At 73.4% G+C, this 24981-nt stretch carries 22 protein-coding genes; 14 read left to right on the top strand and 8 right to left on the bottom strand.

All coding sequences use genetic code 11. The features are described from left to right. The first annotated feature begins 188 nt into the window (after positions 1-188). Positions 189-1217 (top strand): isopenicillin N synthase family dioxygenase, encoded by a 1029-nt coding sequence (locus ACFY3J_RS11400; RefSeq protein WP_384177744.1) that lies wholly within the window; start codon positions 189-191, stop codon positions 1215-1217. A 49-nt stretch (positions 1218-1266) separates the two neighbouring features. Here the strand turns inward: ACFY3J_RS11400 and ACFY3J_RS11405 are convergent, their stop codons facing one another. Then, the gene (locus tag ACFY3J_RS11405) at positions 1267-2367 is read right to left on the bottom strand and encodes a citrate synthase 2 (protein WP_384177746.1); all 1101 of its coding nucleotides are present in this window, start codon (positions 2365-2367) and stop codon (positions 1267-1269) included. A gap of 398 nt (positions 2368-2765) precedes the next feature. Between ACFY3J_RS11405 and pdxH the strand changes: the two genes are divergently transcribed. The 6 genes from pdxH (at position 2766) to ACFY3J_RS11435 (ending at position 9253) form a co-directional block, all read left to right on the top strand. After that, positions 2766-3443, top strand: coding sequence for a pyridoxamine 5'-phosphate oxidase (gene pdxH / locus ACFY3J_RS11410; protein ID WP_225074639.1), 678 nt, complete (start codon positions 2766-2768; stop codon positions 3441-3443). 94 nt (positions 3444-3537) lie between these two features. Beyond that, positions 3538-4293, top strand: a complete 756-nt coding sequence (locus tag ACFY3J_RS11415; RefSeq protein WP_384177748.1) for an SIS domain-containing protein — start codon at positions 3538-3540, stop codon at positions 4291-4293. A gap of 217 nt (positions 4294-4510) precedes the next feature. Next, on the top strand, positions 4511-5941 hold the full coding sequence (locus ACFY3J_RS11420; protein WP_390840771.1) for a PAS domain-containing protein: 1431 nt from the start codon (positions 4511-4513) through the stop codon (positions 5939-5941). 419 nt (positions 5942-6360) lie between these two features. Continuing rightward, positions 6361-7053, top strand: a complete 693-nt coding sequence (locus ACFY3J_RS11425; RefSeq protein WP_365417278.1) for a metal-dependent transcriptional regulator — start codon at positions 6361-6363, stop codon at positions 7051-7053. Between the two features lie 455 nt (positions 7054-7508). Next, complete coding sequence (locus ACFY3J_RS11430) at positions 7509-8411, top strand: alpha/beta fold hydrolase (RefSeq protein WP_384177752.1); 903 nt, start codon at positions 7509-7511, stop codon at positions 8409-8411. Then, the gene (locus tag ACFY3J_RS11435) at positions 8408-9253 is read left to right on the top strand and encodes a class I SAM-dependent methyltransferase (RefSeq protein ID WP_390840772.1); all 846 of its coding nucleotides are present in this window, start codon (positions 8408-8410) and stop codon (positions 9251-9253) included. Before ACFY3J_RS11430 ends, ACFY3J_RS11435 begins: the two co-directional genes overlap by 4 nt. A gap of 12 nt (positions 9254-9265) precedes the next feature. Here the strand turns inward: ACFY3J_RS11435 and ACFY3J_RS11440 are convergent, their stop codons facing one another. The 3 genes from ACFY3J_RS11440 to ACFY3J_RS11450 form a co-directional block, all read right to left on the bottom strand. Next, on the bottom strand, positions 9266-10897 hold the full coding sequence (locus ACFY3J_RS11440) for a transporter (RefSeq protein ID WP_390840791.1): 1632 nt from the start codon (positions 10895-10897) through the stop codon (positions 9266-9268). Continuing rightward, positions 10873-11646: an ABC transporter ATP-binding protein gene (locus ACFY3J_RS11445; protein ID WP_384177758.1), complete on the bottom strand. Its 774-nt coding sequence runs from the start codon at positions 11644-11646 to the stop codon at positions 10873-10875. The genes ACFY3J_RS11440 and ACFY3J_RS11445 overlap by 25 nt, the downstream gene beginning before the upstream one ends. 145 nt (positions 11647-11791) lie before the next feature. Then, positions 11792-12466 (bottom strand): bifunctional DNA primase/polymerase, encoded by a 675-nt coding sequence (locus tag ACFY3J_RS11450; protein ID WP_390840773.1) that lies wholly within the window; start codon positions 12464-12466, stop codon positions 11792-11794. A gap of 329 nt (positions 12467-12795) precedes the next feature. On the opposite strand from ACFY3J_RS11450, the gene ACFY3J_RS11455 reads away from it, so the two are divergent. Together ACFY3J_RS11455 and ACFY3J_RS11460 are read left to right on the top strand one after the other, a co-directional pair. Beyond that, entirely contained in the window at positions 12796-14181 is a 1386-nt protein-coding gene (locus ACFY3J_RS11455) for a transcriptional regulator (RefSeq protein ID WP_384177762.1), read from the top strand. Between the two features lie 188 nt (positions 14182-14369). Continuing rightward, the gene (locus ACFY3J_RS11460; RefSeq protein ID WP_390840774.1) at positions 14370-16094 is read left to right on the top strand and encodes a hypothetical protein; all 1725 of its coding nucleotides are present in this window, start codon (positions 14370-14372) and stop codon (positions 16092-16094) included. Between the two features lie 30 nt (positions 16095-16124). Here the strand turns inward: ACFY3J_RS11460 and ACFY3J_RS11465 are convergent, their stop codons facing one another. Next, positions 16125-17426, bottom strand: a complete 1302-nt coding sequence (locus ACFY3J_RS11465) for an ABC transporter substrate-binding protein (protein WP_384177766.1) — start codon at positions 17424-17426, stop codon at positions 16125-16127. Positions 17427-17543: 117 nt separating this feature from the next. Between ACFY3J_RS11465 and ACFY3J_RS11470 the strand changes: the two genes are divergently transcribed. Both ACFY3J_RS11470 and purU read left to right on the top strand, forming a co-directional pair. After that, the gene (locus tag ACFY3J_RS11470; protein ID WP_384177768.1) at positions 17544-18044 is read left to right on the top strand and encodes a hypothetical protein; all 501 of its coding nucleotides are present in this window, start codon (positions 17544-17546) and stop codon (positions 18042-18044) included. 46 nt (positions 18045-18090) lie between these two features. Beyond that, positions 18091-18975 carry a formyltetrahydrofolate deformylase gene (gene purU / locus ACFY3J_RS11475; protein WP_384177770.1) on the top strand — a complete coding sequence of 295 codons (885 nt, stop codon included), beginning with the start codon at positions 18091-18093 and terminating at the stop codon, positions 18973-18975. A gap of 43 nt (positions 18976-19018) precedes the next feature. Here the strand turns inward: purU and ACFY3J_RS11480 are convergent, their stop codons facing one another. Continuing rightward, positions 19019-20191 (bottom strand): maleylpyruvate isomerase N-terminal domain-containing protein, encoded by a 1173-nt coding sequence (locus ACFY3J_RS11480; RefSeq protein WP_390840775.1) that lies wholly within the window; start codon positions 20189-20191, stop codon positions 19019-19021. Continuing rightward, positions 20188-20769 (bottom strand): RNA polymerase sigma factor, encoded by a 582-nt coding sequence (locus ACFY3J_RS11485; protein ID WP_384177774.1) that lies wholly within the window; start codon positions 20767-20769, stop codon positions 20188-20190. Before ACFY3J_RS11485 ends, ACFY3J_RS11480 begins: the two co-directional genes overlap by 4 nt. Positions 20770-21185: 416 nt before the next feature. Here ACFY3J_RS11485 and ACFY3J_RS11490 point away from each other — a divergent pair, with 416 nt between their 5' ends. The 3 genes from ACFY3J_RS11490 to ACFY3J_RS11500 all read left to right on the top strand — a co-directional run bounded on the left by ACFY3J_RS11490 (position 21186) and on the right by ACFY3J_RS11500 (position 23559). Further along, positions 21186-21554 (top strand): STAS domain-containing protein, encoded by a 369-nt coding sequence (locus ACFY3J_RS11490; protein WP_390840776.1) that lies wholly within the window; start codon positions 21186-21188, stop codon positions 21552-21554. 274 nt (positions 21555-21828) lie between these two features. Beyond that, on the top strand, positions 21829-22341 hold the full coding sequence (locus ACFY3J_RS11495) for an EF-hand domain-containing protein (RefSeq protein WP_390840777.1): 513 nt from the start codon (positions 21829-21831) through the stop codon (positions 22339-22341). Between the two features lie 708 nt (positions 22342-23049). After that, the gene (locus ACFY3J_RS11500; RefSeq protein ID WP_384177917.1) at positions 23050-23559 is read left to right on the top strand and encodes an ATP-binding protein; all 510 of its coding nucleotides are present in this window, start codon (positions 23050-23052) and stop codon (positions 23557-23559) included. 382 nt (positions 23560-23941) lie between these two features. Here the strand turns inward: ACFY3J_RS11500 and ACFY3J_RS11505 are convergent, their stop codons facing one another. Then, positions 23942-24955 carry a GlxA family transcriptional regulator gene (locus tag ACFY3J_RS11505; RefSeq protein ID WP_390840778.1) on the bottom strand — a complete coding sequence of 338 codons (1014 nt, stop codon included), beginning with the start codon at positions 24953-24955 and terminating at the stop codon, positions 23942-23944. Between the last annotated feature and the right edge of the window lie 26 nt (positions 24956-24981).

Raw genomic sequence — 24981 nt, forward strand, 5'->3', positions numbered from 1 at the left:
CGTGCGACGCCGCCACGTGGACTACGTGCGCGTCACGAGCATGGGCTGTCGGCGCTCCGCCTGACCCCGGCCCTTCCGCGGCGACCCGATCGCCCGCACCTCTCACCCGGTTCCTCTCATCCGGCACCCGCGCCGCGCGCCCACCCATGGCGGCTGCCCGGGACCCGTACACCCTGCGGACGTGACCCATGACGAACACGGCGACGACCCCGTCGTACGACCAGCTCCCCATCATCGACCTCGCCGCGGCCGACCGCGGCCCCCGTGAACGGGGGCTGCTGCACGAGCAGTTGCATGGCGCCGCCCACGACGTGGGCTTCTTCCAGCTCGTCGGGCACGGCGTTACCCGGGCCGAGACCGACGCGCTGCTCGACGCGATGCACGCCTTCTTCCGGCTCCCCGAGGCCGACCGCCTCGCCCTGGACAACGTCAACTCGCCCCACTTCCGCGGCTACACGCGCACCGGGGACGAGCGCACCGGCGGCGCCCGGGACTGGCGCGACCAGCTCGACATAGGCGCCGAGCGCCCGGCCCGCTTCCCCGGGCCGGGCGAGCCCGCGTACTGGTGGCTCCAGGGCCCCAACCAGTGGCCGGCCGCCCTGCCCGAGCTGCGCACCGCCGCGCTCGCCTGGATCGACCGGCTCGGCGCCGTCGCCCGCAGGCTGCTGCACGAACTGCTCACCGCCATCGGCGCGCCCGCCGACTTCTACGACCCGGTCTTCGGCGCGCACGCCCACCCGCACCTCAAGCTCGTCCGCTACCCCGGCAGCGCCGGCGACGGCACCGACCAGGGCGTCGGCGCCCACAAGGACTACGGCTTCCTCACCCTGCTGCTCCAGGACCGGATCGGCGGGCTCCAGGTGCAGCGCGCGGACGGGCTCTTCCACGACGTGCCGCCGATCGAGGGCGCGTTCGTCGTCAACCTCGGAGAGCTGCTGGAGGTGGCCACCAACGGCTACCTCGTGGCCACCAACCACCGGGTCGTCTCCCCGCCCGGCGCCACCGAGCGGTTCTCGGTGCCCTTCTTCTACAACCCGCGCCTGGACGCCCGCGTCGCCCCGCTGCCCTTCCCACACGCCTCCACCGCGCCCGGCGTCACGGACGACCCGGGCAACCCGCTGTTCGCGGAGTACGGGTTGAACGAGCTCAAGGGTAAGCTGCGCGCCCACCCGCTGGTCGCCCAGCGGCATCACGCGGAGCTGCTGAGCCCCGCGTGACGCCGGTTGTGACGCCGGATGCGCCGACCGGGTGCGGTGAAGCGCTCGGTCAGCGCGCGATGCCGTCGTAGCCCGGGATCTCCCGCGGGCTGCGCGGGCCGGGACCGACGTAACGGGCGGAGGGGCGCACCAGCCGGCCGGTGCGCTTCTGCTCCAGGATGTGCGCGGACCAGCCCGCGGTACGCGCGCACGTGAACATCGACGTGAACATGTGCGCCGGCACCTCGGCGAAGTCCAGCATGATCGCCGCCCAGAACTCGACGTTCGTGGCCAGCACCCGGTCCGGGCGGCGGCTGTGCAGCTCCTCCAGTGCGGCCTTCTCCAGGGCCTCGGCGACCTCGTACCGCGGGGCGCCGAGCTCCCGGGCGGTACGGCGCAGCACGCGCGCGCGTGGGTCCTCGGCCCGGTACACCCGGTGGCCGAACCCCATCAGCCGCTCACCGCGGTCCAGGGCGCTCTTGACGTAGCCCTGCGCGTCCCCGGTCCGCTCGATCTCCTCGATCATGCCCAGGACCCGGGAGGGCGCGCCGCCGTGCAGCGGGCCGGACATGGCGCCCACCGCGCCCGACAGGGCGGCCGCCACGTCGGCGCCGGTGGAGGCGATGACGCGGGCGGTGAACGTGGAGGCGTTCATGCCGTGCTCGGCGGCGGACGTCCAGTACGCGTCGACGGCCGCCACGTGCTTGGGATCCGGCTCGCCCCGCCAGCGGATCATGAACCGCTCGGTGATGGAGCGGGCCTTGTCGATCTCCTGCTGCGGCACCATCGGCACGCCCTGCCCGCGCGCCGACTGGGCGACGTACGACAGCGCCATGACGGCGGCCCGCGCCAGATCGTCGCGCGCCTGCTCCACGTCGATGTCCAGCAGTGGTTTCAGGCCCCACACCGGGGCGAGCATCGCCAGCGCCGACTGGACGTCCACGCGGATGTCCCCGGAGTGCACGGGGATCGGGAACGGCTCGGCGGGCGGCAGGCCCGGATCGAAGGCGCCGTCGACCAGCAGCCCCCAGACGTTGCCGAAGGAGACCTGACCCACGAGTTCCTCGATGTCGACGCCCCGGTACCGAAGGGCGCCGCCCTCCTTGTCCGGTTCGGCGATCTCCGTCTCGAACGCGACGACTCCTTCGAGACCGGGTACGAAGTCGGACATCAGGCGGCTCCTTGTGGTCTGTGCGACAGAGGGTGTGCCAGGGACGACTGGGGCTACTGGGACGGTGTGGCGACTGTGAAGGTGTGACGGCTGTGACGGCTGTGACGGCTGTGACGAGGGGGGACTGGGACGGCGATCAGGTGAGGGACGTCGGGAATCGGGCCGTCCGCCGGCGGATCCACGGTCGCGTCCCGTGACTCGCGGTCCATGGCGGGCATCCCTGTGGGCATCCCTGTGATGCCCCGTACGGCCGGCTGTCACCCCATCGGAGCGACAGCAGCACCATAACCCCGAGTGCCACAAAAGGGGAGTGGAGCGGCACTCAGTGCCACCCGGGGCCGTGGTGGAGGGCGAGGGTACCCCGCGAAGGCGCCCGGTGGATACGGCAAGATGACCGCGTGACCGACCGAGAAGCCGGTGAAACCGCCCCCTTCGACCTCGCCTCCATGCGCATGCACTACCGGGCCGAGGGGCTGACCGAGGCCGACCTGGCCGCCACCCCCGTCGCCCAGTTCGCCCACTGGTTCCAGCAGGCCGCGACCGAGGCCCGGCTGTTCGAGCCCAACGCCATGATCGTCTCCACCGCGGACACCGACGGCCGGCCCAGCTCCCGCACGGTGCTGCTGAAGTCCTTCGACGAGCAGGGCTTCGTCTTCTACACCAACTACGGCTCCCGCAAGGGCCGCGACCTCGCCGGGAACCCGTACGTCTCCCTGCTCTTCCCCTGGCACCCCATGGCCCGCCAGGTCATCGTCCAGGGCGTGGCCCGCCGCACCGGCCGCGACGAGACCGCCGCCTACTTCCGCACCCGCCCGCACGGCTCCCAGCTCGGCGCCTGGGCAAGTGCCCAGTCCACGGTGATCGCCGGCCGCGCGGAACTCGACGCCTCCTACGCCGACCTGGCCGCCCGCTACCCCGAGGGCGAGCAGGTGCCCGTGCCGCCGCACTGGGGCGGCTTCCGGGTCGCCCCGCGGTCGGTGGAGTTCTGGCAGGGCCGCGAGAACCGCCTGCACGACCGCCTGCGGTACGTCGCCGAGCCGGACGGCGGCTGGCGCGTGGAGCGGCTGAGCCCCTGACGCACCCCGGTCGCGGGTGCCGTATTGACACGGCTCTGGTCCAGACCTCACCGTGATCCGCGACACACAGTCGCCCCGAAGGGACGGACCTCGCATGAGCGACCGCACGCCGGCCGGCCAGTTCCTCGACGCCGCCATCGGCCTGCTCCAGCGGGTCCGGGACGAGGAGGCCGAGCGGATCGCGGCCGCCGGGACGCTCCTCGCCGACACCGTGGCCGCCGGCGGCCGCCTGTTCGCCTTCGGCGCCGGCCACTCCTCCCTCGCCGCCCAGGACCTCGTCTACCGTGCCGGCGGCCTGGCCCTGATGAACCTGCTCGCCGTTCCCGGCGCCGTCGGCGTCGACGTCGTGCCCGCCACCCTCGGCTCCGCGCTGGAACGCGTCGACGGCCTCGCCTCCGCGGTCCTGGACACCTCCCCCCTCCGCTCCGGCGACGCCCTGATCGTCGTCTCGCTGTCCGGGCGCAACGCCCTGCCCGTGGAGATGGCCGCGCACGCCCGCGCCCTCGGCGTGCGGGTCATCGGCGTGACCTCGGTGGCCTACGCGACCGGGACCACCTCCCGGCACGCCTCGGGGACGTTCCTGAAGGACCACTGCGACATCGTCCTCGACTCCAAGATCGCGGTCGGTGACGCCGAACTCACCCTCGACACCGTCGCGGCCCCCTTCGCCCCCGCGTCCACCGTCGTCACCTCCGCCCTCCTCCAGGCGGTCATGGCCACCACCGCCGGCGTCCTCGCCGACCGCGGCATCGAACCCCCGCTGCTGCGCTCCGGCAACGTCGACGGCGGCCACGAGTGGAACGGCCGGATCTTCGACCGGTACGCCGACCGGATCTTCTACCGGCACTGACCCGGACCGCGCGCGCGTACCGATCGGCTCGGCCCGACCCACCCGGACCGCACGCGCGCGTCCACGGCGTCGGTCCCGGCACACGGGAATTTCCCCGGACGGCAATTCCTTCAATGTTCTGGGAACCCGGTGTGTGCTGGGTCACGTTCCAGTTGAATGATGGGCAGTGAGCGAAACGACGCGCCGTATGTGCGGACGCAGCCTGCAGGGGGTCCAGGTGAGTGCTTCCCGGCGTAGTGGGACCACCGACGAGCTGGGGCCGGACGAGCCCGAGCCGGAGAGGGACGGTCCGCGGGGCTCCGACACCCACGACGGCTCCGACCTGCTGGCCGCCCTCCTCGACGGCATGGACGCGGCTCTGTGCGCCTTCGACGCCGACGGCGTCCTCACCCACTGGAACCGCGAGGCCGAGCGCATCCTGGGCTGGACCGCCGCCGAGGCCGTCGGACGGCACGGCTTCGCCGGCTGGGCCGTGCGCAGCGCGGACGCCGAGGAGGTCGAGGGACGGCTGATGTCCGCCATGCACGCCCCCGGACGCCAGGTGCACGAGTTCGCGCTGCTCACCAAGGACGGCGGCCGCGTCCTGGTGCGGACCCAGTCCGCGGTCGTGCACGGACCCGACGGCAAGCCCGCCGGCCTGTACTGCGCCTTCAGCGAGGTGCACGCGCAGATCGACCTGGAGCGCTCCATCGCGCTCAGCGAGGCCCTGTTCGAGGACGCCTTCTGGGGGGTCGTCCTCGTCGACGCCGACCTGCGGCCCGCCGTCGTCAACGCCTACGCCGCCCAGGCCCTCGGCACCGGCCGCACCGTCGCGCTGGGCCGCCCGCTCGGCGAACTGCTCACGCAGGGCCTGGAAGAACTGGAGAGCGCGCTCACCCACGTCCTGGCCGAGGGCGCCCCGCCCGCCCCCGCCGAGTTCTGGGTGGGCGTACGCACCCCGGAGGGCGACCGGCGGCGCTGCTGGCGCAGCGGATTCGTCCGGCTCGCCTCCCCGCTCGCCGAGGAACCGGTACCGCTCGGCGTCGCCTGGCTCTTCGCCGACGTCACCGAGGCCAAGCACGGCGAGCAGGAGGCCGCGCTGCTGCGGTTCCGCACCAACCAGCTGCACCGGGCCGCCCACGCCGCCGCCGAGTGCGAGGACCCGGCCGAGGCCGCCACCGTCCACCTCGACTTCGCCCTCGCCGGCTTCGCCGACCACGCTCTGATCGACCGTGTGGCGGGGGGCACCGCCCCGGCCGACCACGAGACGGCGGCCCCGGTCCGGCTGGTCCGCGTCGCGGCCACCCCCTCCGGCGGCCCCGGGCCCAGCCTGCTCACCGGGCAGGCCGGGCTGCCGGTCCGCTACGGAACGGGACACCCCGCCCTCCAGTGCGTCGACCGCATCGGCTCCGTACGGGCCTCCGCCGGGGCCGTACCCGCCGACCGGGCGCGCGAGTGGGCCGAGACCCGGCAGTGGCCGGGCGACGCCGTGCACGCCCTGTGCGCGGTGCTGCGCAGCCGCGGCCGCACCCTCGGCGTCGTGACCTTCCTGCGCGGCTCCGGCCGCACCCCCTTCGAGCGCGCCGACGCGGCCTACGCCGAGGACGTGGCCGCACGCATCGCCGCGAGCCTGGACCTGGCGCTCCTGGCGAGGGACGGCCACGCCTGACCGCACGGGGGCGGCCCCGCCGCGACGGCACACGCGTCCCGCAAAAAAACCTGTTGAGTATCGCCGGTCCGCTTCCTAGGGTGTTGTGCACACACGAAGGGAGGTGATCCGGTAGATGAGTGAGACCCGGACGCGTGAGGTGGCTGCGGGCTAGCGGCCCGTCACCCCACCCTGTGCGGTGCCGGACCAGCGCGTGACAGAGACGTGCGGCCGGCCCAAACCCAAGCAGTCACCCGACCCGCGAGCTGCCGGTACGTCCGGCCGGCTCCTCCGCCGAGGCGGAGGGACCCAGCTCGCGGGTCGTTCGCGTTTCGCGCGGGCCGCCCGGTTGTCAGTGGGATGCGTCAGAATTGACTCCAGGGCCAGCGCACGCGCCGGGGAGCCGCCGGGCCTCCGGCCGAGGTAATCGAGGGGCACGTATGTCCGGACTGATCGACACCACGGAGATGTATCTCCGCACCATCCTCGAGCTGGAGGAGGAAGGCGTCGTCCCCATGCGCGCCCGGATCGCGGAGCGCCTGGACCAGAGCGGGCCGACGGTGAGCCAGACGGTCGCGCGGATGGAGCGCGACGGACTGGTCTCGGTCGCCCCCGACCGGCATCTGGAGCTCACGGGCGAGGGGCGCCGGCTGGCCACGCGCGTGATGCGCAAGCACCGGCTCGCCGAGTGCCTGCTGGTCGACGTGATCGGCCTGGAGTGGGAGCAGGTGCACGCCGAGGCCTGCCGCTGGGAGCACGTGATGAGCGAGGCCGTCGAGCGCAGGGTGCTGGAGCTGCTGCGGCACCCGACCGAGTCGCCGTACGGCAACCCGATCCCGGGTCTGGAGGAGCTGGGCGAGAAGGACGGCGCCGACCCGTTCCTGGACGAGGGGATGGTGTCGCTGGCCGACCTGGACCCGGGGGCCGACGGCAAGACGGTGGTCGTCCGCCGGATCGGCGAGCCGATCCAGACGGACGCGCAGCTGATGTACACGCTGCGCCGCGCGGGTGTCCAGCCCGGCTCGGTGGTCAGCGTGACGGAGTCGGCGGGCGGTGTGCTGGTCGGCAGCAGCGGCGAGGCGGCGGAGCTGGACGCGGAGGTCGCCTCCCACGTCTTCGTCGCCAAGCGCTGAGCGGGTCGCCGGTCCGGGCCGCCCTTCCCCCGTCCGTGGTTCAGCGCGTCGAAGCGCAGCGCGCGGGCGCCGGGCGTGCGAGGCTGTCGCGAGAGGCATAGGGCTTGAAGGGGTGGGGGAGAATGTGGCGGAGATGTGGGGAGAGCCCCGGCGCCTTGCGGCGCCGGGGCCTGTCCTCCCCTTCAACGACCCGGAGCCCCGAGCTCTCAGGGTCGTCCCCCTCGGACCCCTTTTCCCCGAGTGGTCCGCCTCCCGTTGAAGATCTCCCCAGGGGGGCGGCGATCAATCCTGGCCAGGTGTCACTCGAACGAGGGGTGTTGGTGGCGGAGCCACAATTTTCGAATAAGTATTCGATAGCCTGAGTGTCTGCGCATATGGGCCCCGGGCCCGCGCTACAGGAATGTGCACGACGGCATACGGAAGCTGAACACGGTTCCAGGGGGGTGCCAGGACCAATGGTGCGGCGCATCGACGTGACCGGGTCGGGCGGTGTACGGCTCGCGGCCTGGGAGTTCGCCGAGCCCCCGAAGGCCGTGCCGGGGCAGGTGAGGGAGCGGGCAGCGGGGCGGTCCGGCACCGGACCCGACCGGACCGACGGGGTGCTGTTACTGCACGGCCTCATGGGCCGTGCCTCGCACTGGGCCGCCACCGCCCGCTGGCTCTCCGGGCGGCACCGCGCCGTCGCCCTCGACCAGCGCGGGCACGGCCAGAGCGAGAAGCTGCCGCAGGCCGCCTACAGCCGTGAGGCCTACGTGGAGGACGCCGAGGCCGCCCTCGAACAGCTCGGGCTCGGCCCGGCCGTCGTCATCGGGCACGCGATGGGCGCGCTGACCGCCTGGCAGCTCGCCGCCCGCCGCCCCGACCTGGTGCGCGCCGTGATCATCTGCGACATGCGGGCCTCCGCGCTCGGCGCCGCCTCCCAGCGGGAGTGGGAGGACTGGTTCCGGGCCTGGCCGGTGCCGTTCGCCGCCCTCGCGGACGTACGGAAGTGGTTCGGCGAGGACGATCCCTGGGTGGAGCGCCCGAACCCGGCACGCGGCGAGTTCTACGCCGAGGTCATGCACGAGAGCGCGGACGGCTGGCGTCCCGTCTTCGAACCGCAGCAGATGCTGACCTCCCGCGAGGCCTGGGTGTACGACGCCCACTGGGAGGAGCTGGCCCAGGTCCGCTGCCCGGCCCTCGTGGTCCGCGGCCTGGACGGCGAACTCGGCCGGGCCGAGGCCCAGGAGATGGTCCGCGTCCTGCCGCGCGGAGAGTACGCGGAGGTGGCCGACGCCGGTCACCTCGTCCACTACGACCAGCCGGAGGCCTGGCGCATGGCCATCGAGCCGTTCCTGGACGCGGTGCTCACCGGATGAGCGCCGCCCCCACGTCCCCCGCCGTGCCGACGGCCGTCCAGGAGGCCTTCCTGAAGGCCTTCCACGCCGAGCGCCCGGCGGTCACCGCGGACGCCTTCCTCGCCGGGCGGGCGCCCGACGGGCGCTCCAGCTACGAGATCCTGAGCGACCGCGTGGCCGGAGCCCGGCGGGTTCTGGACCTCGGCTGCGGCGACGGCGTACTGCTGGACCTGCTGGCCCGCACCGAGGGGCGGCGGCTCGCCGGCGTGGACCTCTCGCCCGAGGCGCTGGCCCTGGCCCGGCGCCGCCCGTCCCTGCGTGCCACCGCGCTGGCCCAGGCCAGGGCGCAGGGGCTGCCCTTCGCCGACGGGGCCTTCGACTCCTGCGTCTGCCACATGGCGCTGATGCTGATGGGCGACGTCGACCGGGTCGCGGCGGAGACGGCCCGGGTGCTGTCGCCCGGCGGCGTCCTGGCCTGCGTGGTCGGCGGCGGTCCTCTCGGCGGGGAGGCGTACGAGCTGTTCAGCGGCCTGCTGAAGGCCGCCGTCCAGCGGGCGCCCGCCGAGCAGCGCATTCCGCCGCTGGGGGACCGCAGGACCCGCAGCCGCGAGGGGCTCGGCGCGATCCTGGAGCCGGCCGGATTCGAAGCTCCGGACCGGGAGACCGTCCCGATCGACCTGAGCGGACCGGTGGACCGGGTCTGGGTGGCTCTTTCCGGCATCTACGACGTCGGACCGCTCGACCCGGCCGCCGTCTCCCGGCTGCGGGAGAGCTTCGTGCGGGAGGCGGCCGGGCTCGTCGGGCCGGACGGGCGGGTTCCGTGCGGCTTCACCGTCCACGTGGTGACCGCGCGCCTGCGTTGAGCGGCCCGCGCCTCAGCCCTTGCTGACCGCCGTGAGGATCTCCGGCAGCCGGGCCGCCGTGCGCGGAGCCGCCAGACGCAGGCCCAGCAGGGTGATCGCCGCCCCGTATGCCGCGCCCACCGGCAGCAGCAACCAGCTCCAGCTGTCGCCGGTGGCGCTGACGTTCGACCAGATGACGAGGACGATGAACGGCGCGCACAGCAGGGCCGCCGCGACCATGCCGCCGAAGATGGAGACGAAGGCGAGACCGGCCTGACCGGGGGCCACGTTCTTGTGGCCCTCCTGCGGGATGGAGTACGGGAAGCGGGCCGACGTCCACGCCCCGGTCGCCAGCATCGCGCCGAGCAGGGCGAAGGACAGGCCGAGCACCTCGGGCAGCCGGCGCCACTCGCCGAGCAGGCCCGTCGTCAGCACCGTGACCAGGGTGGCGTACGGCAGGGTGATCAGCAGCAGGGCCAGTGCCCGCGCGCGCAGCTCGACGTAGGCGTCCCGCGGGGCCGAGATCGTCAGCGCGACCAGCCAGAACGCGGAGGTGTCCTGGCCGAACTGGTTGTACATCTGGATGCCGAGCATGCCCGCGGCGAAGCAGGCGAAGTACGGCGAGCCGGTGCCCTGGACCGCGTTGAACACCGGCACGATCAGCCCGATGGCCAGCGAGGTCACCCAGGCCGCCTTGGTCTTCGGATCGCGCCAGACGTAGCGCAGGCTGCGCTCCATGACGGTGCCGGTGCGGCCGGCCGGCAGCCATCGCGCCAGGCCGCCGCCCTCCCGGGCCCGACCGCGCGTGGGAGCGTCGACGGCCTGGAGGGTCGAGGAGTCGGGCGAGGTCATCAGCCCGGTCAGGCTGCGCGCCCACACCGCCAGCAGGGCGGCCAGCGCGGCCGCGGTCAGCGCGAGCTGGGCCACCGCGACGCCGTAGGAGCCCCTGCTCGCCGAGTCCACCGCGCCCACCGCCGAGGCGGGCGGCAGCCACCGCAGCACGTCCGCCACCGGGTCGAGCCGGCCCAGGCCCGCCGAGCCCAGGCGCTGCATGCCGAAGTTGACGACCTGCGCCCCGATCGCGATGACCAGTCCGCTGAGCACCGCGAGGTCCCGTCCCTTGCGGCTGGTCAGCAGCCGGACGTTGGCGGTCGCCACGGCCCGCGCGAGGGCCACGCACACCAGCAGCGTGAGGACGAGGGCGAGGACCGCGACGGCGGACGCGGCCGCCCCGCGCGCCACCGAGATCACACAGCCCACCAGCAGCAGCACCGTGAACAGGGGCCCGATGCCGACCAGGGACGCCGCCAGCAGCGCGCCGACCAGCGGCCGCGGCCGCAGCGGCAGCATCACCAGGCGGGTCGGGTCGAGGGTCTCGTCGCCGCTCGGGAAGAACAGCGGCATCACGGCCCAGCCCAGCGCCAGCACGGCCACGCCCAGGACGGCCACGGAGGCGATGTGGGCGTGGCCGCGCAGCGCGATCAGGCCGGTCGTCTGCAACGCGGCGAACAGCAGCGCGACGACGGCCGAGGCGATGAACGCGGCACGCCGCCCGGCGGACTGCCTGAGCCCGTTGCGCAGCAGCGACAGCTTCAGGCGTACGACGACGGGCGTGATCGAGGGGGCCCGGGTGCCGGGGCTCACCGGAGACCGCCGCCCAGCCAGTCCAGGTCGGAACCGGCGTCCCGGCTCCGCGCGCCGACGAGTTCGAGGAAGGCCTGCTGAAGGGTGGGAGCGTCGCCGCGCACCTCGGCGAGGGTGCCCTGGGCGCGGATGCGGCCGGCGGCCATCACGGCCACCCAGTCGCACAGGGACTCGACCAGTTCCATGACGTGCGAGGAGAACACGACGGTGGCGCCGGAGCCGGTGTACCGCTCCAGGACGCCGCGGATGGTCTGCGCGGACACCGGGTCGACGCCCTCGAACGGCTCGTCGAGGAAGAGGACTTCCGGGTTGTGGAGAAGAGCGGCGGCGAGTCCTGTCTTCTTGCGCATGCCGGTCGAGTAGTCGACGACGAGCTTGTGCTGGGCGCCGGCCAGGTCCAGCACGTCCAGCAGCTGCGTGGCCCGCCGGTCCACCTCGTCCCCCGGCAGCCCGCGCAACCGCCCGGAGTACGACAGCAGTTCGCGGCCCGACAGCCGCTCGAAGAGCCGCAGCCCCTCGGGCAGCACGCCGATCCGCGCCTTCACCGCCACCGGGTCCCGCCACACGTCGTGCCCGACGACCTCGACGGTGCCCTGGTCGGGTCGGAGCAGCCCGGTCATCATGGAGAGCGTGGTGGTCTTCCCGGCCCCGTTGGGCCCGACCAGCCCGATGAACTTCCCGGCGGGCAGTTCGAGATCCATCCCGGCGACGGCGACCTGCTGCCCGAACCGCTTCCAGAGCCCCTGCACGCGTACGGCGCTTGTACCCATCACGACTGCTCCCTCCGTCAGCACGAACCCTACGGGGGGACACCCTGCCCGAGGGGTGCGGGACCGCGCTGATCTGCGGCTCCGCCGGGCCGGGGCGGGCCGCCGCACGGGACCGGCGGGTGCCGGGGAGCGCGTACCGGAACGGCTACCGGTCCCTGCCGCACGCGTACGCCAGCGGCGGGACCAGTTCCTCGACGTCCGGCAGCCAGCGATTGGCCGTCGTCGGCCGGCAGGCCCACTGCACCGCCCGCGAGCCGTACCGCGTGGGCGGCGCCACCACGTACGCGCCCTCTCCGAGGGCGGTCAGGTCGAGCGAGGCCGGCGACCAGCCCAGCTTCCGTACGAGGTGCGGCAGTTTCACGGACGTGCCCGGCAGCACGAAGAACTGCATCCGCCGCTCGGGGGTCAGGATCACCGGCCCCAGTGCCGACCGCATCCGCTCCAGCCGGGCCAGCGCGAGGAACCCGGCCGTCTCCGGCACGGAGACCGCGTCGAACGTACGGCCCGTGGGCAGCAGGACCGACGCCGTCGGCTGCTGCTCCCACATCCGGCGCGCCGTGCTCGCGCTGCCGGTGGCCAGGGACGCCCAGCCCTCGCGCGCCGGGTGCGCGCCGGGCGCGGTGCACCGGGGGTCCCCGCAGGAGCAGCCCTGCACCCCGCCGACCGCTACCAGCCAGGTGCCGGGGAACACGTCCCAGTGGCGTTCCTCGGTGTAGCGAACGGCTGTCTCCAGCAGCGACTCCCCGCGCTGCTGGGGAACGTGACCGGCCACCCGACCGGCGCTCTGTGCGGCTTCCGCGCCCGCGATCGTCTCTTCCACGCCCCACTCAACTGCCGCGCCCACCTGGAGTTACGGGCGGGTCTCGTGGTCGGACGCGCCGGAGAGGAGCACCCTCTCGGTGCCCGGGGCGCATGGGTGCACGGGTGGGGGCGCGCAGGAGGATCTCCGGCGGCCGCTGGGTAGTTCGGAGGGGGGGCGGCATTCGCCTTCACCCCGGCAATCCTCACATGTCCCGCATTTTCGGTATGTCCACGGGGCATCGATCTTCACGGCCGGAGTTTTCCGCCGGGGCGCGGATCGCGTCCGGCCGCGCAAGAGCCGTCAACTCGGTGCGCGGGCAGGCACCGCAGCTTCAGGGGGTTAACGCCATGGCCGCCAGGCCTCTCGTCGCGCGGCAGCCGAACGAACGGCTGCAGGCGCTCATCCAGGAAGCGGGCTGCTCGAACGCCGGGCTGGCCCGCAGGGTCAACATGTGCGGCGCCGAGCACGGTCTCGATCTGCGCTACGACAAGACGTCGGTGGCACGCTGGCTGCGCGGACAGCAACCGCGCGGCCGGGCCCCGGCGATCATCGCCGAGGCGCTCGGCCGCAAGCTCGGCCGTACGGTCACGATCGACGAGATCGGCATGGCCAACGGCAAGAACCTCGCCTCGGGCGTGGGTCTCCAGTTCTCGCCGACGGTGCTGGGAGCCATCGAGCAGGTCTGCGAGCTGTGGCGCAGCGACGTGGGCCGCCGGGACTTCCTGTCCGGCTCCGCCGTCGCCGCCTCCGCGCTGGTCGAGCCGAGCCGCGACTGGCTGATCTCCGCGCCGGACCCGCAGGTGGCGCGGGCGGCGGGGTCGCGGGTGGGCCAGTCCGACGTGGCCGCCGTACGGGCCATGACGCAGGCGCTGGTCGACCTGGACCACAGTCACGGCAGCGGGCATGTGCGCCCGGTGGTCGTGCACTACCTCAACAGCGTCGTCTCCGGGCTGCTCGCCGGCTCCTACCGGGAGGCGGTGGGCCGCGATCTGTTCGCCGAGGTCGCCCGACTCACCGAGCTGGCCGGGTACATGGCCGTCGACACCGGCCAACCGGGCCTGGCCCAGCGGTACTACATCCAGGCGCTGCGGCTCGCCCAGGCGGCCGGGGACCGCGGCTACGGCGGCTATGTGCTGGCCGCCTCCATGAGTCATCTCGCCGCGCAGCTCGGCAACCCGCGGGAGATCGCGCAGTTGGCGCGTGCGGCGCAGGAGGGCGCGCGCGGTCGTGTGACGCCGCGCGCGGAGGCGATGTTCCACGCGGCCGAGGCGCGCGGACACGCCCTCATGGGCGACGCGCGGGCGGCCCAGCTGTCCGCCGGGCGGGCGGTGAGCGCGCTGGAGGCCGCCCAGCCGCACTCCGGGGACGACCCGGCGTGGATCGCGCACTTCGACGAGGCTTATCTCGCCGACGAGTTGGCGCACTGCCACCGGGACCTGGGGCAGGCGGAGGCGGCGGCGCGGGCGGCGGAGGAGTCGCTGTCCGGGCATCCCGCGTCGCGGGCGCGGCGGCGGGCCATCGGCTATGTGCTGCTCGCCACAGCGCAGGTGCAGCAGCGGGAGGTCGAACAGGCTTGCAGCACCGGCCTGAAGGCGGTGGAGCTGCTGCGGTCGCTGCGGTCCAACCGGGGCGCGGAGTACCTGGAGGACTTCCAGCAGCGCCTGGAGCCGTTCCGGGACGAGCCGGTGGTACGGGAGTTCGGGGCACGGCTGGAGACGCGGGTGGCGGCGTGACCGTGCGCTCGTGTTCTCCCTTCTCGCGTTCCTCGTGAGACCTGGGACATGAACAGCGTGCCGCAGGCGGGTTTTGTTACTGCCGTCACAGGGAAGGAGGTCTCGTCCCCTGCTGCGTGGCACGGGGCTCGGGGGACCCGGTAGCGTGAGCCGACGATTCCGAAGGTCCCCCATTCGTAGGAGTCCCGGTGACGCAGAGTGGACAGGGCGAGGAGCCCTCGGCGCGACCCGCGCACGAAGGCATCGTGCTGCCCTCCGACGGCGGTGAGCCCTTGCTGCCGGGCATGACCGGCGGTTCGGGCGGCCATCCGACCGGAGCGCGGCCGGGCGGTCAGGCCCCGGCGGCGGCCCCGGCCGGTGGTCAGGCCTGGGGCCAGCCGTGGGGTCCCGACCAGCAGCAGCCCCCGCAGCAGGACCAGGGCTGGCAGCAGGGCTGGGGCTCTCCGGAGCCGTACCAGCAGCAGGGCCAGTGGGATGCGCAGGGCCAGGCCCCCCAGCACCCGGGCGCGGGCCCCCTGCCCCCGGAGAACGCCCCGTCCCACGGCGCCCCGTCGTACCAGCAGCCCGGCACCGACCCCTACGGCGCCCCCGCGCACCCCGGGCACGGGCTGCCGCCCGCCGGTGCCGACCCGTACGGCGTCTCCGGCCACTCCGTACCGCAGGGCGCTCCCGGGCACGGGCTGCCGCCCGCCGGCGCCGACCCGTACGGCGCCTCCGGCCACTCCGTACCGCAGGGCGCTCCCGGGCACGGGCTGCCGCCCGCCGGCGCCGACCCGTACGGCGCCTCCGGCCACTCCGTACCGCAGGGCGCGATGCACGGGATGCCGGGCGCCGACGAGGGAGCGACGCAGTACATCCCGCCGGTCCCCGGTGGATCCGCGGACGAAGGGGCCACCCAGTTCCTGCCGCCCGTGACAGCCGCGGCGGTGGACGAGGGGGCGACGCAGTACATCCCGCCGGTGGGGCCGGGTGCCCTGCCGCCGGAGGCGTCCGGCGGCGGGCCGGCCCCGTACCCGGGCCAGATACCCCAGGGCGCCGCGCCCGGTCACCACCCCGACGCCGAGGCGACGCAGTTCATCGCGCCCGTGGACGCCCAGGGGGGCGGGCGGCAGACGCCCGCCGAGTTCGACAACCTCTTCCGCAGCGACGCCGGCGGCGCGGCCCCGGCGACCCAGCAGCTGCCCCTGATCCAGCAGGGCCCGCCCGACCAGCCCCACGCCCGGCCCGCGTCCGCCCCGCCCGGCGGGTACGACGGCGACGGCGGCCGTGGAGGCCGCCGCACCGGCTCGCGCGTGCCGGTGATCGCGGCCGTGGGCGTCGGGATCGCCGTCCTCGGCATCGGTGCCGGGGCACTGCTCAGCGGCGGCGACGGGGACGGCGACAGCGGCGACAAGAACACCACCGTCGCGGCCACCGCGCCCGCCACCGAGGATGCCTCTCCCTCGCCCGCCGCCGACCCGGCCCAGGCGCAGGCGGTCGAGCTGGACAAGCTGCTGGCCGACAGCGGCAGCAGCCGCGCCGCCGTGATCAAGGCGGTGGCCGACGTCAGGAACTGCGCCAACCTCGACCAGGCGGCCTCCGACCTGCGCAACGCGGCCGAGCAGCGCAAGGGCCTGGTCACCCGCCTGGGACAGCTGTCCGTCGACAAGCTCCCCGCCCACGCCGAGCTGACGGCGGCCCTCAACAAGGCATGGAAGGCCTCGGAGTCGGCTGACCTGCACTACGCGGCCTGGGCCGACCAGGCCCACGGCAAGAAGGTGTGCAAGAAGGGCCACGCCCGGGAGACGAGTGAGACCAGGGCCGGCAACCGCGAGAGCGGCGTCGCCTCCTCGGAGAAGGCCAAGGCCGCTCAGCTGTGGAACACGATCGCGAAGACGTACGGCCTCACCCAGCGCCAGCCGACCCAGCTGTAGGAGCCGGCGAGCCGGCCGGCGCGGTGCGGCTCAGCCGGCGTCCTCGAGCGTCTTCGCCACGTTGACGAAGCCCTTCGTGGCCGGCACCAGCCGACCCTGCCGCACCGTCTGAAGGGACACGTCGGCGTTGGTGAGGCGGGCGAGGCCGGTGGCGGCGAGCAGGTCGGAGTTGCGCCACCGCAGCGGCGGGGTCAGCCCGCCGGTGCGGACCTCCAGCCCGCCGTCGAGGGCGCGCCGCACGGAGGAGGCGCTCACCTCCCCGTCGCCGATCTGCTCGAGGACGGCCCGGAGCACCGTGTAGGCGATCCACGTGGTCTGCACTCCGGCGTCCTCGGGCTCGACGCGGTTGTCGCCGAAGGCCGTCTCGTTGATCACCTTCTTCATCCCGTCCCAGCGCGAGTCGCCCGCCACCGGGTACCAGCCGGTGAGGTACGCCCCCTCGTACGGGCCGGACCGCCCGCCCCCGGCGTCGATCACGGTCTGGTCGACGCTGCCGAGCACGGCGGCGGTGCGCACCTGCGGATAGGTGTCGCGCGCGCGGCGGAAGGAGTCCATGAAGATGTTCGTGCGCTCCCCGAGGGCGGGGATCACGCAGCCCGTCCGCGCCGGGTCGGCGCTCGCCTGCCGCAGCGCCAGATCGGCCTGGCCCGAGTACTCGGTGGCGTCCTCAACGGCCCGCTGGTCGTGGGCCGGTTCGTGGCCGCCGGCCCGCAGTCCCGCGTTGAGCAGTCCGGGCAGCTCGTCGCCCGCGATGGTGTCGGGCCGTACCAGCGTGACCGGGCCGCAGCGCGCGGCGAGCTCCTTGCCCAGACCGGCCAGCAGGGCGGGCTGGCCGCCGTTGACGGGGTAGGACAGGGCGCGGGTGAACTCGGTGGTGGTGACGCCGTAGCCGCCGATGAACGGGATGCCGGCGCTCTCCAGGGGCGGGAAGAAGGAGTCGCTGTACTGGCTGTACGAGCCCACGACGGCGACCGCGTTCTCCTTGACGGCGCGCCGGGCGCACTTCGCCGCGGCCACGCTGTCGTTGCCTTCGTTGCAGGTCAGGACGTTGAGCTTGCGGCCGGCGATACCGCCGTGGGAGTTCACCCAGCGGGCGTAGGCGCGGGCCATGGCGGGCATGCCGGGCTTGTTGGTCGCCCGGGTGTTCTCCGGCGCCCACGTCATCACGGTGACGGAACCGTCCCCGGAGCCCCCCGTGGCACCGGGGACGATGCCGCAGCCGGCGGCGAGCGAGGCACACGCCAGCACAGCCCATGCCGGCAGCAGGGTTCTTCTCACGGACCGGGTGAGAGTGGGGAGGAATGTGCCACGGGAACTTCGCCTGCCGGTCATGCTCACGCACGATTCCGTCACATCACCAACCCGTTGATGACTCTCGGTCAATGAGTGGTGACGTATGGGTGAATTACGGGGGCAGGTGGGGCCCCTGGGGCGGGGAACGTACGATCGATGACCGTGCAAGGTTCGGAGAACTCTTCCCGTCGCGGCCGTCGCTCCTCCACCATGGGCGGCATGCCACTCAACGACATGCCGTGGTGGCGCTGGCGCAGCAATGTGCGTTCCGCGCTGCACATGCTCTCCGACCCGGTGTTCCAGCGGGACGTCTGGCTGGCAGGCGTCGAAGGGTACGGCGACGTGACCGACGCCGTCTACCGCCTGGTCGAGGACACCTGGCTGGACAACTGGTCCGCCGAGAAGTACGTCGGCACGATCTTCCGGGACTCCCAGGAGGCGGCGCTCGTCGACACCGCGGTCCTGCGGGTGCTGCGCATCATGCACCAGGTCGGCCCGGACGCGCCGGTGTCCGCCTACCTCGACCATCACGCCTGGCCGGAGGCGGTGCGGGCGGCCCGTGACGCGCATGTGCGCCTCGCGGCGAGCGACGGCGAGGACCCGGACACGCCGATCCGCAGCCTGGAGGTGCTGCGGATCATGACGCGGTCCGTTTAGCGGACGACGGACCCCGCACGGGCCCGGACGTGAGACCCTGTCCCGCATGAGCGAGCAGTCCTCCCGCGCCGCCGCGGCGCAGGCCGAACAGTACGTCCTCATCCTCTCGTGCCCGGACAAGAAGGGCATCGTGCACGCGGTGTCCAGCTACCTGTTCATGACGGGTTGCAACATCGAGGACAGCCAGCAGTTCGGCGACCACGACACGGGACTGTTCTTCATGCGGGTCCACTTCTCGGCCGACGCGCCGGTGACGGTGGACAAGCTGCGCGCCAGCTTCGCGGCGATCGGCGACTCCTTCGGGATGGACTGGCAGATCCACCGGGCCGACGAGAAGATGCGCGTCGTGCTGATGGTCAGCAGGTTCGGGCACTGCCTGAACGACCTGCTCTTCCGCGCCCGGATCGGCGCGCTGCCGGTGGAGATCGCGGCGGTGGTGTCCAATCACACCGACTTCGCCGAGCTGGTGGGGTCGTACGACATCCCCTTCCACCACATCCCGGTGACCAGGGAAACCAAGTCCGAGGCCGAGAAGCGGCTGGTCGAGATCGTGCGCGAGGAGAAGGTCGAACTGGTCGTCCTCGCCCGTTACATGCAGGTCCTCTCCGACGACCTGTGCAAGCAGCTCAGCGGCCGGATCATCAACATCCACCACTCCTTCCTGCCGAGCTTCAAGGGCGCCAAGCCGTACCACCAGGCGCACGCCCGGGGCGTGAAGCTGATCGGCGCGACGGCGCACTATGTGACCGCCGACCTCGACGAGGGCCCGATCATCGAGCAGGAGGTCGAGCGGGTGGGCCACGACGTCACCCCGGACCAGCTGGTCGCGATCGGCCGGGACGTGGAGTGCCAGGCGCTGGCGCGCGCGGTCAAGTGGCACGCGGAGCGCCGGATCCTGCTGAACGGGCGCCGGACGGTGGTCTTCGCGTAGCGCGGCCCGGGGAGGCCGCCCGTGATGCCGGCCGGCGGCGGTCTCACATACGGCTGAGCGCCGCCGCCGCCGACAGCACGTCCCGGATCGCGTCACGGTCGCCGACCTGACCGGCCGCCGCCTCCCGCGGGGCCACGTGTCCCGCCGCCAGTCGGCAGAACTCCACGCCGTCCAGCGCCACATGGGCCACCTCGTGGTCCGCGGAGCCCACCGCTGCGGGCGAGTCGAGTGGGATCAGCCACTGGCCGCCGCCCAGCCCCTCGACCTCCAGCCGCAGGCTGCGCCCGGGTTCGCCCGCGGTCACCAGGTGCCGGGCGCGAGCGGGGGAGGCGAGCCCGGCCTGCCGCCGGGCGGCCAGCACACCCGGCAGCATCCGGGCGGCGAGGTCGATCATGCGGTGCAGATGGCGCGGGGCCGGCGGGTCGTACGGGTAGTCCACCGCCTCCGCGATGTCCTCGGCGTGCACCCAGCACTCGAAGGCGCGGTCCAGCATCGCGTCGGGCAGCGGCAGTTCGAAGGCGCCGTACGGTACCGACGGCTCCTTCGCGCCGTTCGCGGTGAAGGAGACCGTCCGTACCAGGGCGTGCGTCTGCTCCCGCCACGGCGTCCGCACCGAACGCGCCGGCGGGGGGTGCGCGGCCCGCCAGTACGCCTCGGTGCGCTCCGCGGGGGTGGGGCCGTCCGCGGCGGTGGTCGCGTCGCCGAGCGGGTCGTCCAGGCCGAGCGCCACCGCGACCAGCCCGTCGACGCTCATCAGATGCGCGATGACCCCGGCGACGGTGGTGTGCCGGCTGGTGGCGTCCTCGCCCTCGAACCACCGCAGCCGCACCGGCGCGTGCCACTCGGAGTCGCCTATGTCCTGGAGCAGCGCGTCCAGGCGCGCGGTCTCCGCGTCGTAGGGCGCCGCCCAGCCGGGCACCGGGAGGTGCGGCGGCCGCCGTTCGAGACAGCTCTCCAGGACCCGTGTGCGCAGCCCCGGGTCCAGGTCGAGGGTGTCGGGCCGGTGCAGCAGCCCGACCGCCTCCCGCAGCCCCAGCGCCTCCTCCGCGCAGTCGCCGCACTCGCCGAGGTGCTCCTCCACGGCCGCCGTCTCCTCCGGCGAACACGCGGCCAGCGCCCAGGCCCCGAGCAGCGACTTCAGCACGTGATGCTCCAGCACACCCCGGTCCTTCGGCTCCGCCGGTTCCGCCAGTTCCTGGGGGTCGTTCGGGGTCATGCGGCGCCTCCGTAGCCGGAGGGCGCGTCGGGGGTGTCCGTGTGATGGGCGGTCGAGAGGAGCTGGAGGCCCAGGCGGAGGCGGCGACGGGCCTCGTCCTCGGTGACGCCGAGGTCGGCGGCGGTCTGCCGGTAGTCGCGGCGCTGGAAGTAGGCCAGTTCCAGGGCGGCGCGCAGCGGGGCCGGCATGGCGTGGACGATGTAGTCGGCGCGGGCGGCGGCGGAGGCCCGGCGCACCCTGTGCTCCAGCTCCTCCGCGGAGCCCGGCCCGCCGCGGGCCAGCGCGGCGGTCTCGGTGGTGCGCAGCCGCCGCACGGCGAGCCGGTGGGTCAGCCCGGCCACCCAGGCGCGCAGCGGGCCCTGCCGGGGGTCGTAGGCGTCGGGGTGTTCCCAGACGTGGGCGAACACCTCGCGGGTGATCTGGTCGGCGGCCCGCTCGTCGCCCAGGACCCGGTGGGCCAGGCCGTGCACGAGCGAGGCGAAACGGTCGTAGAGCTCACCGAGGGCGGCCGCCTCCCCACGCACGAGCCGCTGCTGCATTCCACGGTCCCAGTGGGGCGGTGCGTCCTTCTTCGCCATGCGGCCCCCTCCGCGCCCGGCCGTGCCGCGACCTGCGTCCCGGTCCGTACCCGTCCGGCGTGTGTGTCCAGCGTGTCCGACGTGGTCTCCTCGAATGTAGTCGGCAGGTCCGACAGCGCACGCCCCTTTATGACAATGCGCGCCCCCTGAAGAGCCGCTGGTGGTAGAGGAGGTCAGGGGTGTTATGGCCTTTGTCAGGTGACTTGACCCTTCTGTCCTGCCTGGTCTTTCGCTTTCAGGTCAACTCAGATCGAACACGACCGAAGGTGACCGAAACAAGCCCCTGACCGAACGGTCTCGGTTTGCTCTACGGCGTTTGGGGGAACGGCCGCTGGGCAGCCGCGCGGAAAGAAGCGTAGGGACTGGTTCCGTTTCCGAGCGGTTCCGGGGAAGTTCCGGCTGACGGAGGGCGGGCCGTGGGGTTCAAGGTGACCGACGACGAACAGGGCGAGTGGAGCGTGCTCCGGGTCGCCGGCGAACTGGACCTCGTGACCTCGCCGGTGCTGCGCCAGAGAGTGCACGAGGTGGTGGCCCAGGGGCGTCACGACCTCGTCCTGGACCTCTCCGAGGTCTTCTTCTGCGACTCCAGCGGCGTCGGCGTGCTCATCGCCGCCCGCCGTCTGATCCGCTCCTGCCAGGGCCGGCTGCGCCTGATACTCCCGGCCCGCGGCGCGGTCGACGGCTCCCACGTCAACCGGGTCCTCGGCGCGCTCGGTGTCCGGCGCCTCTTCGACGTCTACCCGGACGTCGCGGCCGCGGTGGACGACGAGCCGCTGTCCGCCTGACCGGCCGGCCGCCCCGGCGGACGACGCCGTCCGGTCGTCACGAGCCGAGCCGTCACGACCTGAGCCGTCACGAGTCGCACTGTCGCGGGCCCAGTCGTCACGAGTCCAGCCGTCACGAGCCCGGCCGTCACGAGCCCGTCCCTCACGAGTCGAGTGCCGTTGTCCCGGAATTCCCCCGGTCTTGGCACAACCGTGGTTTTGGTGCCCTGGACCGCTCTTCCCGTCGTACGCTCCCTGCCAGACGCAACCCCACACGTAAGGCGGCGCGTAAGACATGGTCAGCAGCGAGTACGAGCGCAGGATCGCGGCGCGGTTCGCCACCTTCGACCAGGACGGCAACGGCTACATCGACCGCGAGGACTTCATCGTGGCGGCCCGCTCGCTGCTCGCCGAGTTCGCCACCGCCGCCCGCTCCGACAAGGGCCAGGCCCTGTACGCGGGCGCGGAGGCCTTCTGGCAGGGCATGGCCGGGATCGCCGACCGCGACGGCGACCAGCGCATCACCCGGGAGGAGTTCGTGACCGGCGCGGTCAAGCGCCTGCGCGACAACCCCGAGCGGTTCGCCGAGATCGCCCGTCCCTTCCTGCACGCCGCCCTGGCCGTCGCGGACGCCGACGGCGACGGCGCCGCCACCGTCGAGGACACCATGCGTGTGCTCCGGGTCCTCGGCGTGCCCGAGGGGGCCGCCCGGCCCATCGCCGCCGCGCTCGACACCGACGGCGACGGCAGGGTGGGCGAGCAGGAGATCGTGCCCGCCCTTGCCCGCTACTTCACCGTCCCCGAGTAGTACCCACCCCACCACCGAGGCCGAACAGCCCTCGGACAGCCGGTACTTGAGCCCACTTCGCGACGCCTCACGCCGCGGAGGGCGTTGCCATGCGTGCGTCGCGGCCGGGTCGTGCAACACGCCCGGGCGCGTGAGCAGTTCGGAGCGTCGATCGGTGCCTTCCCGGGCCGCGCGGCACGCCGCGGCCCAGGCCGCCGGCGGACCTCGTGGACATCTGCGCGGTCCGGCCGCTCACGCACGGGGCCGTCGCGTGTCGTGGCCCGCCTGTCGTGCCGCGTGCGGTGACATCGGCGGTCCGGGACGGCTCCGCGCCGCGGACTCCCGGGCGTGAATGTCACCGATCGTGGCACTGTTTCATCACGGAGCGTTGATGTCGGGTGGTGTCCCGCGCGCGACTCGTCGCGTCCCGGAGTCGCCGTCGTGCTCGGGTACCTTGTGTGGGATGCGAGTGGTTCCGAGCCCGAGCCATCCCATGACGAGCGTCGCACAGTATGCCGTACGGGTACTCCTTCGCGCGGGAATATGCCCGAAGCGCTTGTTGCGGTGACGGTACGTCAACCATGCTGTGTTCCAGGGGAGTCACGTTCCGTGACCCTTTGCTCTGGCTGTTGTTCTGGCCATGCAGAAAATGGCTACGATCGTGGCCTCGTGAGGCGCGAGGCTGTGTGTCCGCCGGTTCGGATGGTGTGAGCGGTGCAGGTGCTTCAAGTGCAGCTGGAGATCCGGCCAGACCCCGCGGAGGTGGGGCGAGCCCGACGGTGGGCCCGCTCCCGGCTCGCCGGGTCGGGGATAGCGGCGGACGAGCCGCTCGCCGAGACCCTGGTCCTGCTCGTCTCCGAACTGGTCACCAACGCCGTGGTGCACACCGGTTGCCCGGCCGTGCTGCGGCTTTTCCTGTCCGGGGAGCCGGCCGGAGCGGCCACCGTGCGCCTGGAGGTGGCCGACGCCAGCACCCGGGCTCCCGTGCCGCGCTGCCCGGGCGACGAGTCGACCGGCGGGCGCGGCCTCGCCCTCGTCGACGGCCTCGCCGACCGGTGGGGCTGGTGCCCGGAGGGCGTGGGCAAGCGCATCTGGTGCGAACTCGACCGATGCGCCACGGCGGTGGACGCGGCGGAGGTGGCGGCGGCGAGCAACTGCGGCCGCACGGCCCCGGCGTACGAAGGCCTGGCCTACGGGGCCTACGGGACCTACGGGGGTCTGGCGTACGGGGCGGTGTAGGGCGGGTGTCCCGGTGTCCCGGCGGCGAGGCCGTGCGCCGGGACATGCTTCTGTGCGCACCCCGTCGCGATGGAGCATAACGGGCAAATCGCCAAGGCGGTGTTGACGCGTCGTGTCCGCTTGATCACGCTGGTGGTCAGCGATTCGCCGCGAGGGGACGACGAGGGCTGGGGCACCGGAAGTCCTCGACGAGTGCGGGTCGCGATGTCGGCGCCGACCGGTCCCTTCGGGGTTCGAGGGGGTGGGGCCGGTGCGCCGGGATCGGAGGGCGGCGCGCGCCGCCGTGTCCGGGGCGGGCAGGGGCGCGCCGCCAGCCGGGTTCGCCCTGCCCTTCGGTTGCGCCCGGACGCTTGTCCACAGGCTGTGGACAACTCGCCGGACCTCAGGCCTCCGCTCCGGTCCGCGCGGAGCCGCTCACCCGGAAGGTCCGCCGGTAGGTCGTCGGCGTCACCCCGAGAGCCGTCTGGAGATGCTGCCGCATCGACTGGGCCGTGCCGAAGCCGGCGTCCCGGGCCACCCGGTCCACGGACAGGTCCGTGGACTCCAGCAGGTGCCGGGCCCGTTCGACGCGTTGCTGGGTGAGCCACTGCCCCGGACTGACCCCGGCCTCCTCACGGAAGCGCCGGGTGAAGGTCCGTACCGACATCGCCTCCCGCGCGGCCATGTCCTGCAACCGGATGGGCTCGTGCAGGCGGCCCAGCGCCCAGGCGCGCGCGGTGGTCGTGGTGGCCAACTGCGGGTCGGGCACCGGCCGGTGGATGTACTGCGCCTGACCGCCGTCGCGGTGCGGCGGCACGACGGTCCGCCGGGCCACCTCGTTGGCGACCGCGGTGCCGTGGTCGCGGCGCACCATGTGCAGGCACAGGTCGATCCCGGCCGCGACACCCGCCGAGGTCAGCACGTCGCCGTCGTCGATGAACAGCACGTCCGCGTCCACCTCGACCTGTGGGAAGACCCGCTGGAAGCGATCGGCGTCGGCCCAGTGCGTCGTGGCGCGCCGCCCGTTCAGACGCCCCGCCGCGGCCAGCACGTACACGCCCGTGCAGATGGAGGCGAGCCGGGTGCCGGGCCGGATGTACGCCAGGGCGGCGGCCAGCTCCTCGGTCAGCACCCCCTTCTCGTAGACCGGGCCGAGTTCGTACGAGGCCGGGACGATCACGGTGTCGGCGGTGGCCAGGATCTCCGGCCCGTGCGGCACGTGGATCGAGAAGTCGGCGTCCGTGTTCACCGGCCCGGGAGGCCGGATCGAGCAGGTGACGACCTCGTACAGATGCCGTCCGGCGGCGTCCACGGGCCGTCCGAAGATCCGGTGCGGGATGCCCAGCTCGAAGGGCAGCAGCCCGTCGAGGGCGAGGACGACGACGCGGTGCGCGCGGAACTCCGTGGACCTGTCCATGGCCCGATCCTAGCGAATGCTGTCCT

It is taken from the genome of Streptomyces sp. NPDC001231 (assembly GCF_042896885.1).
Lineage (GTDB): Bacteria > Actinomycetota > Actinomycetes > Streptomycetales > Streptomycetaceae > Streptomyces.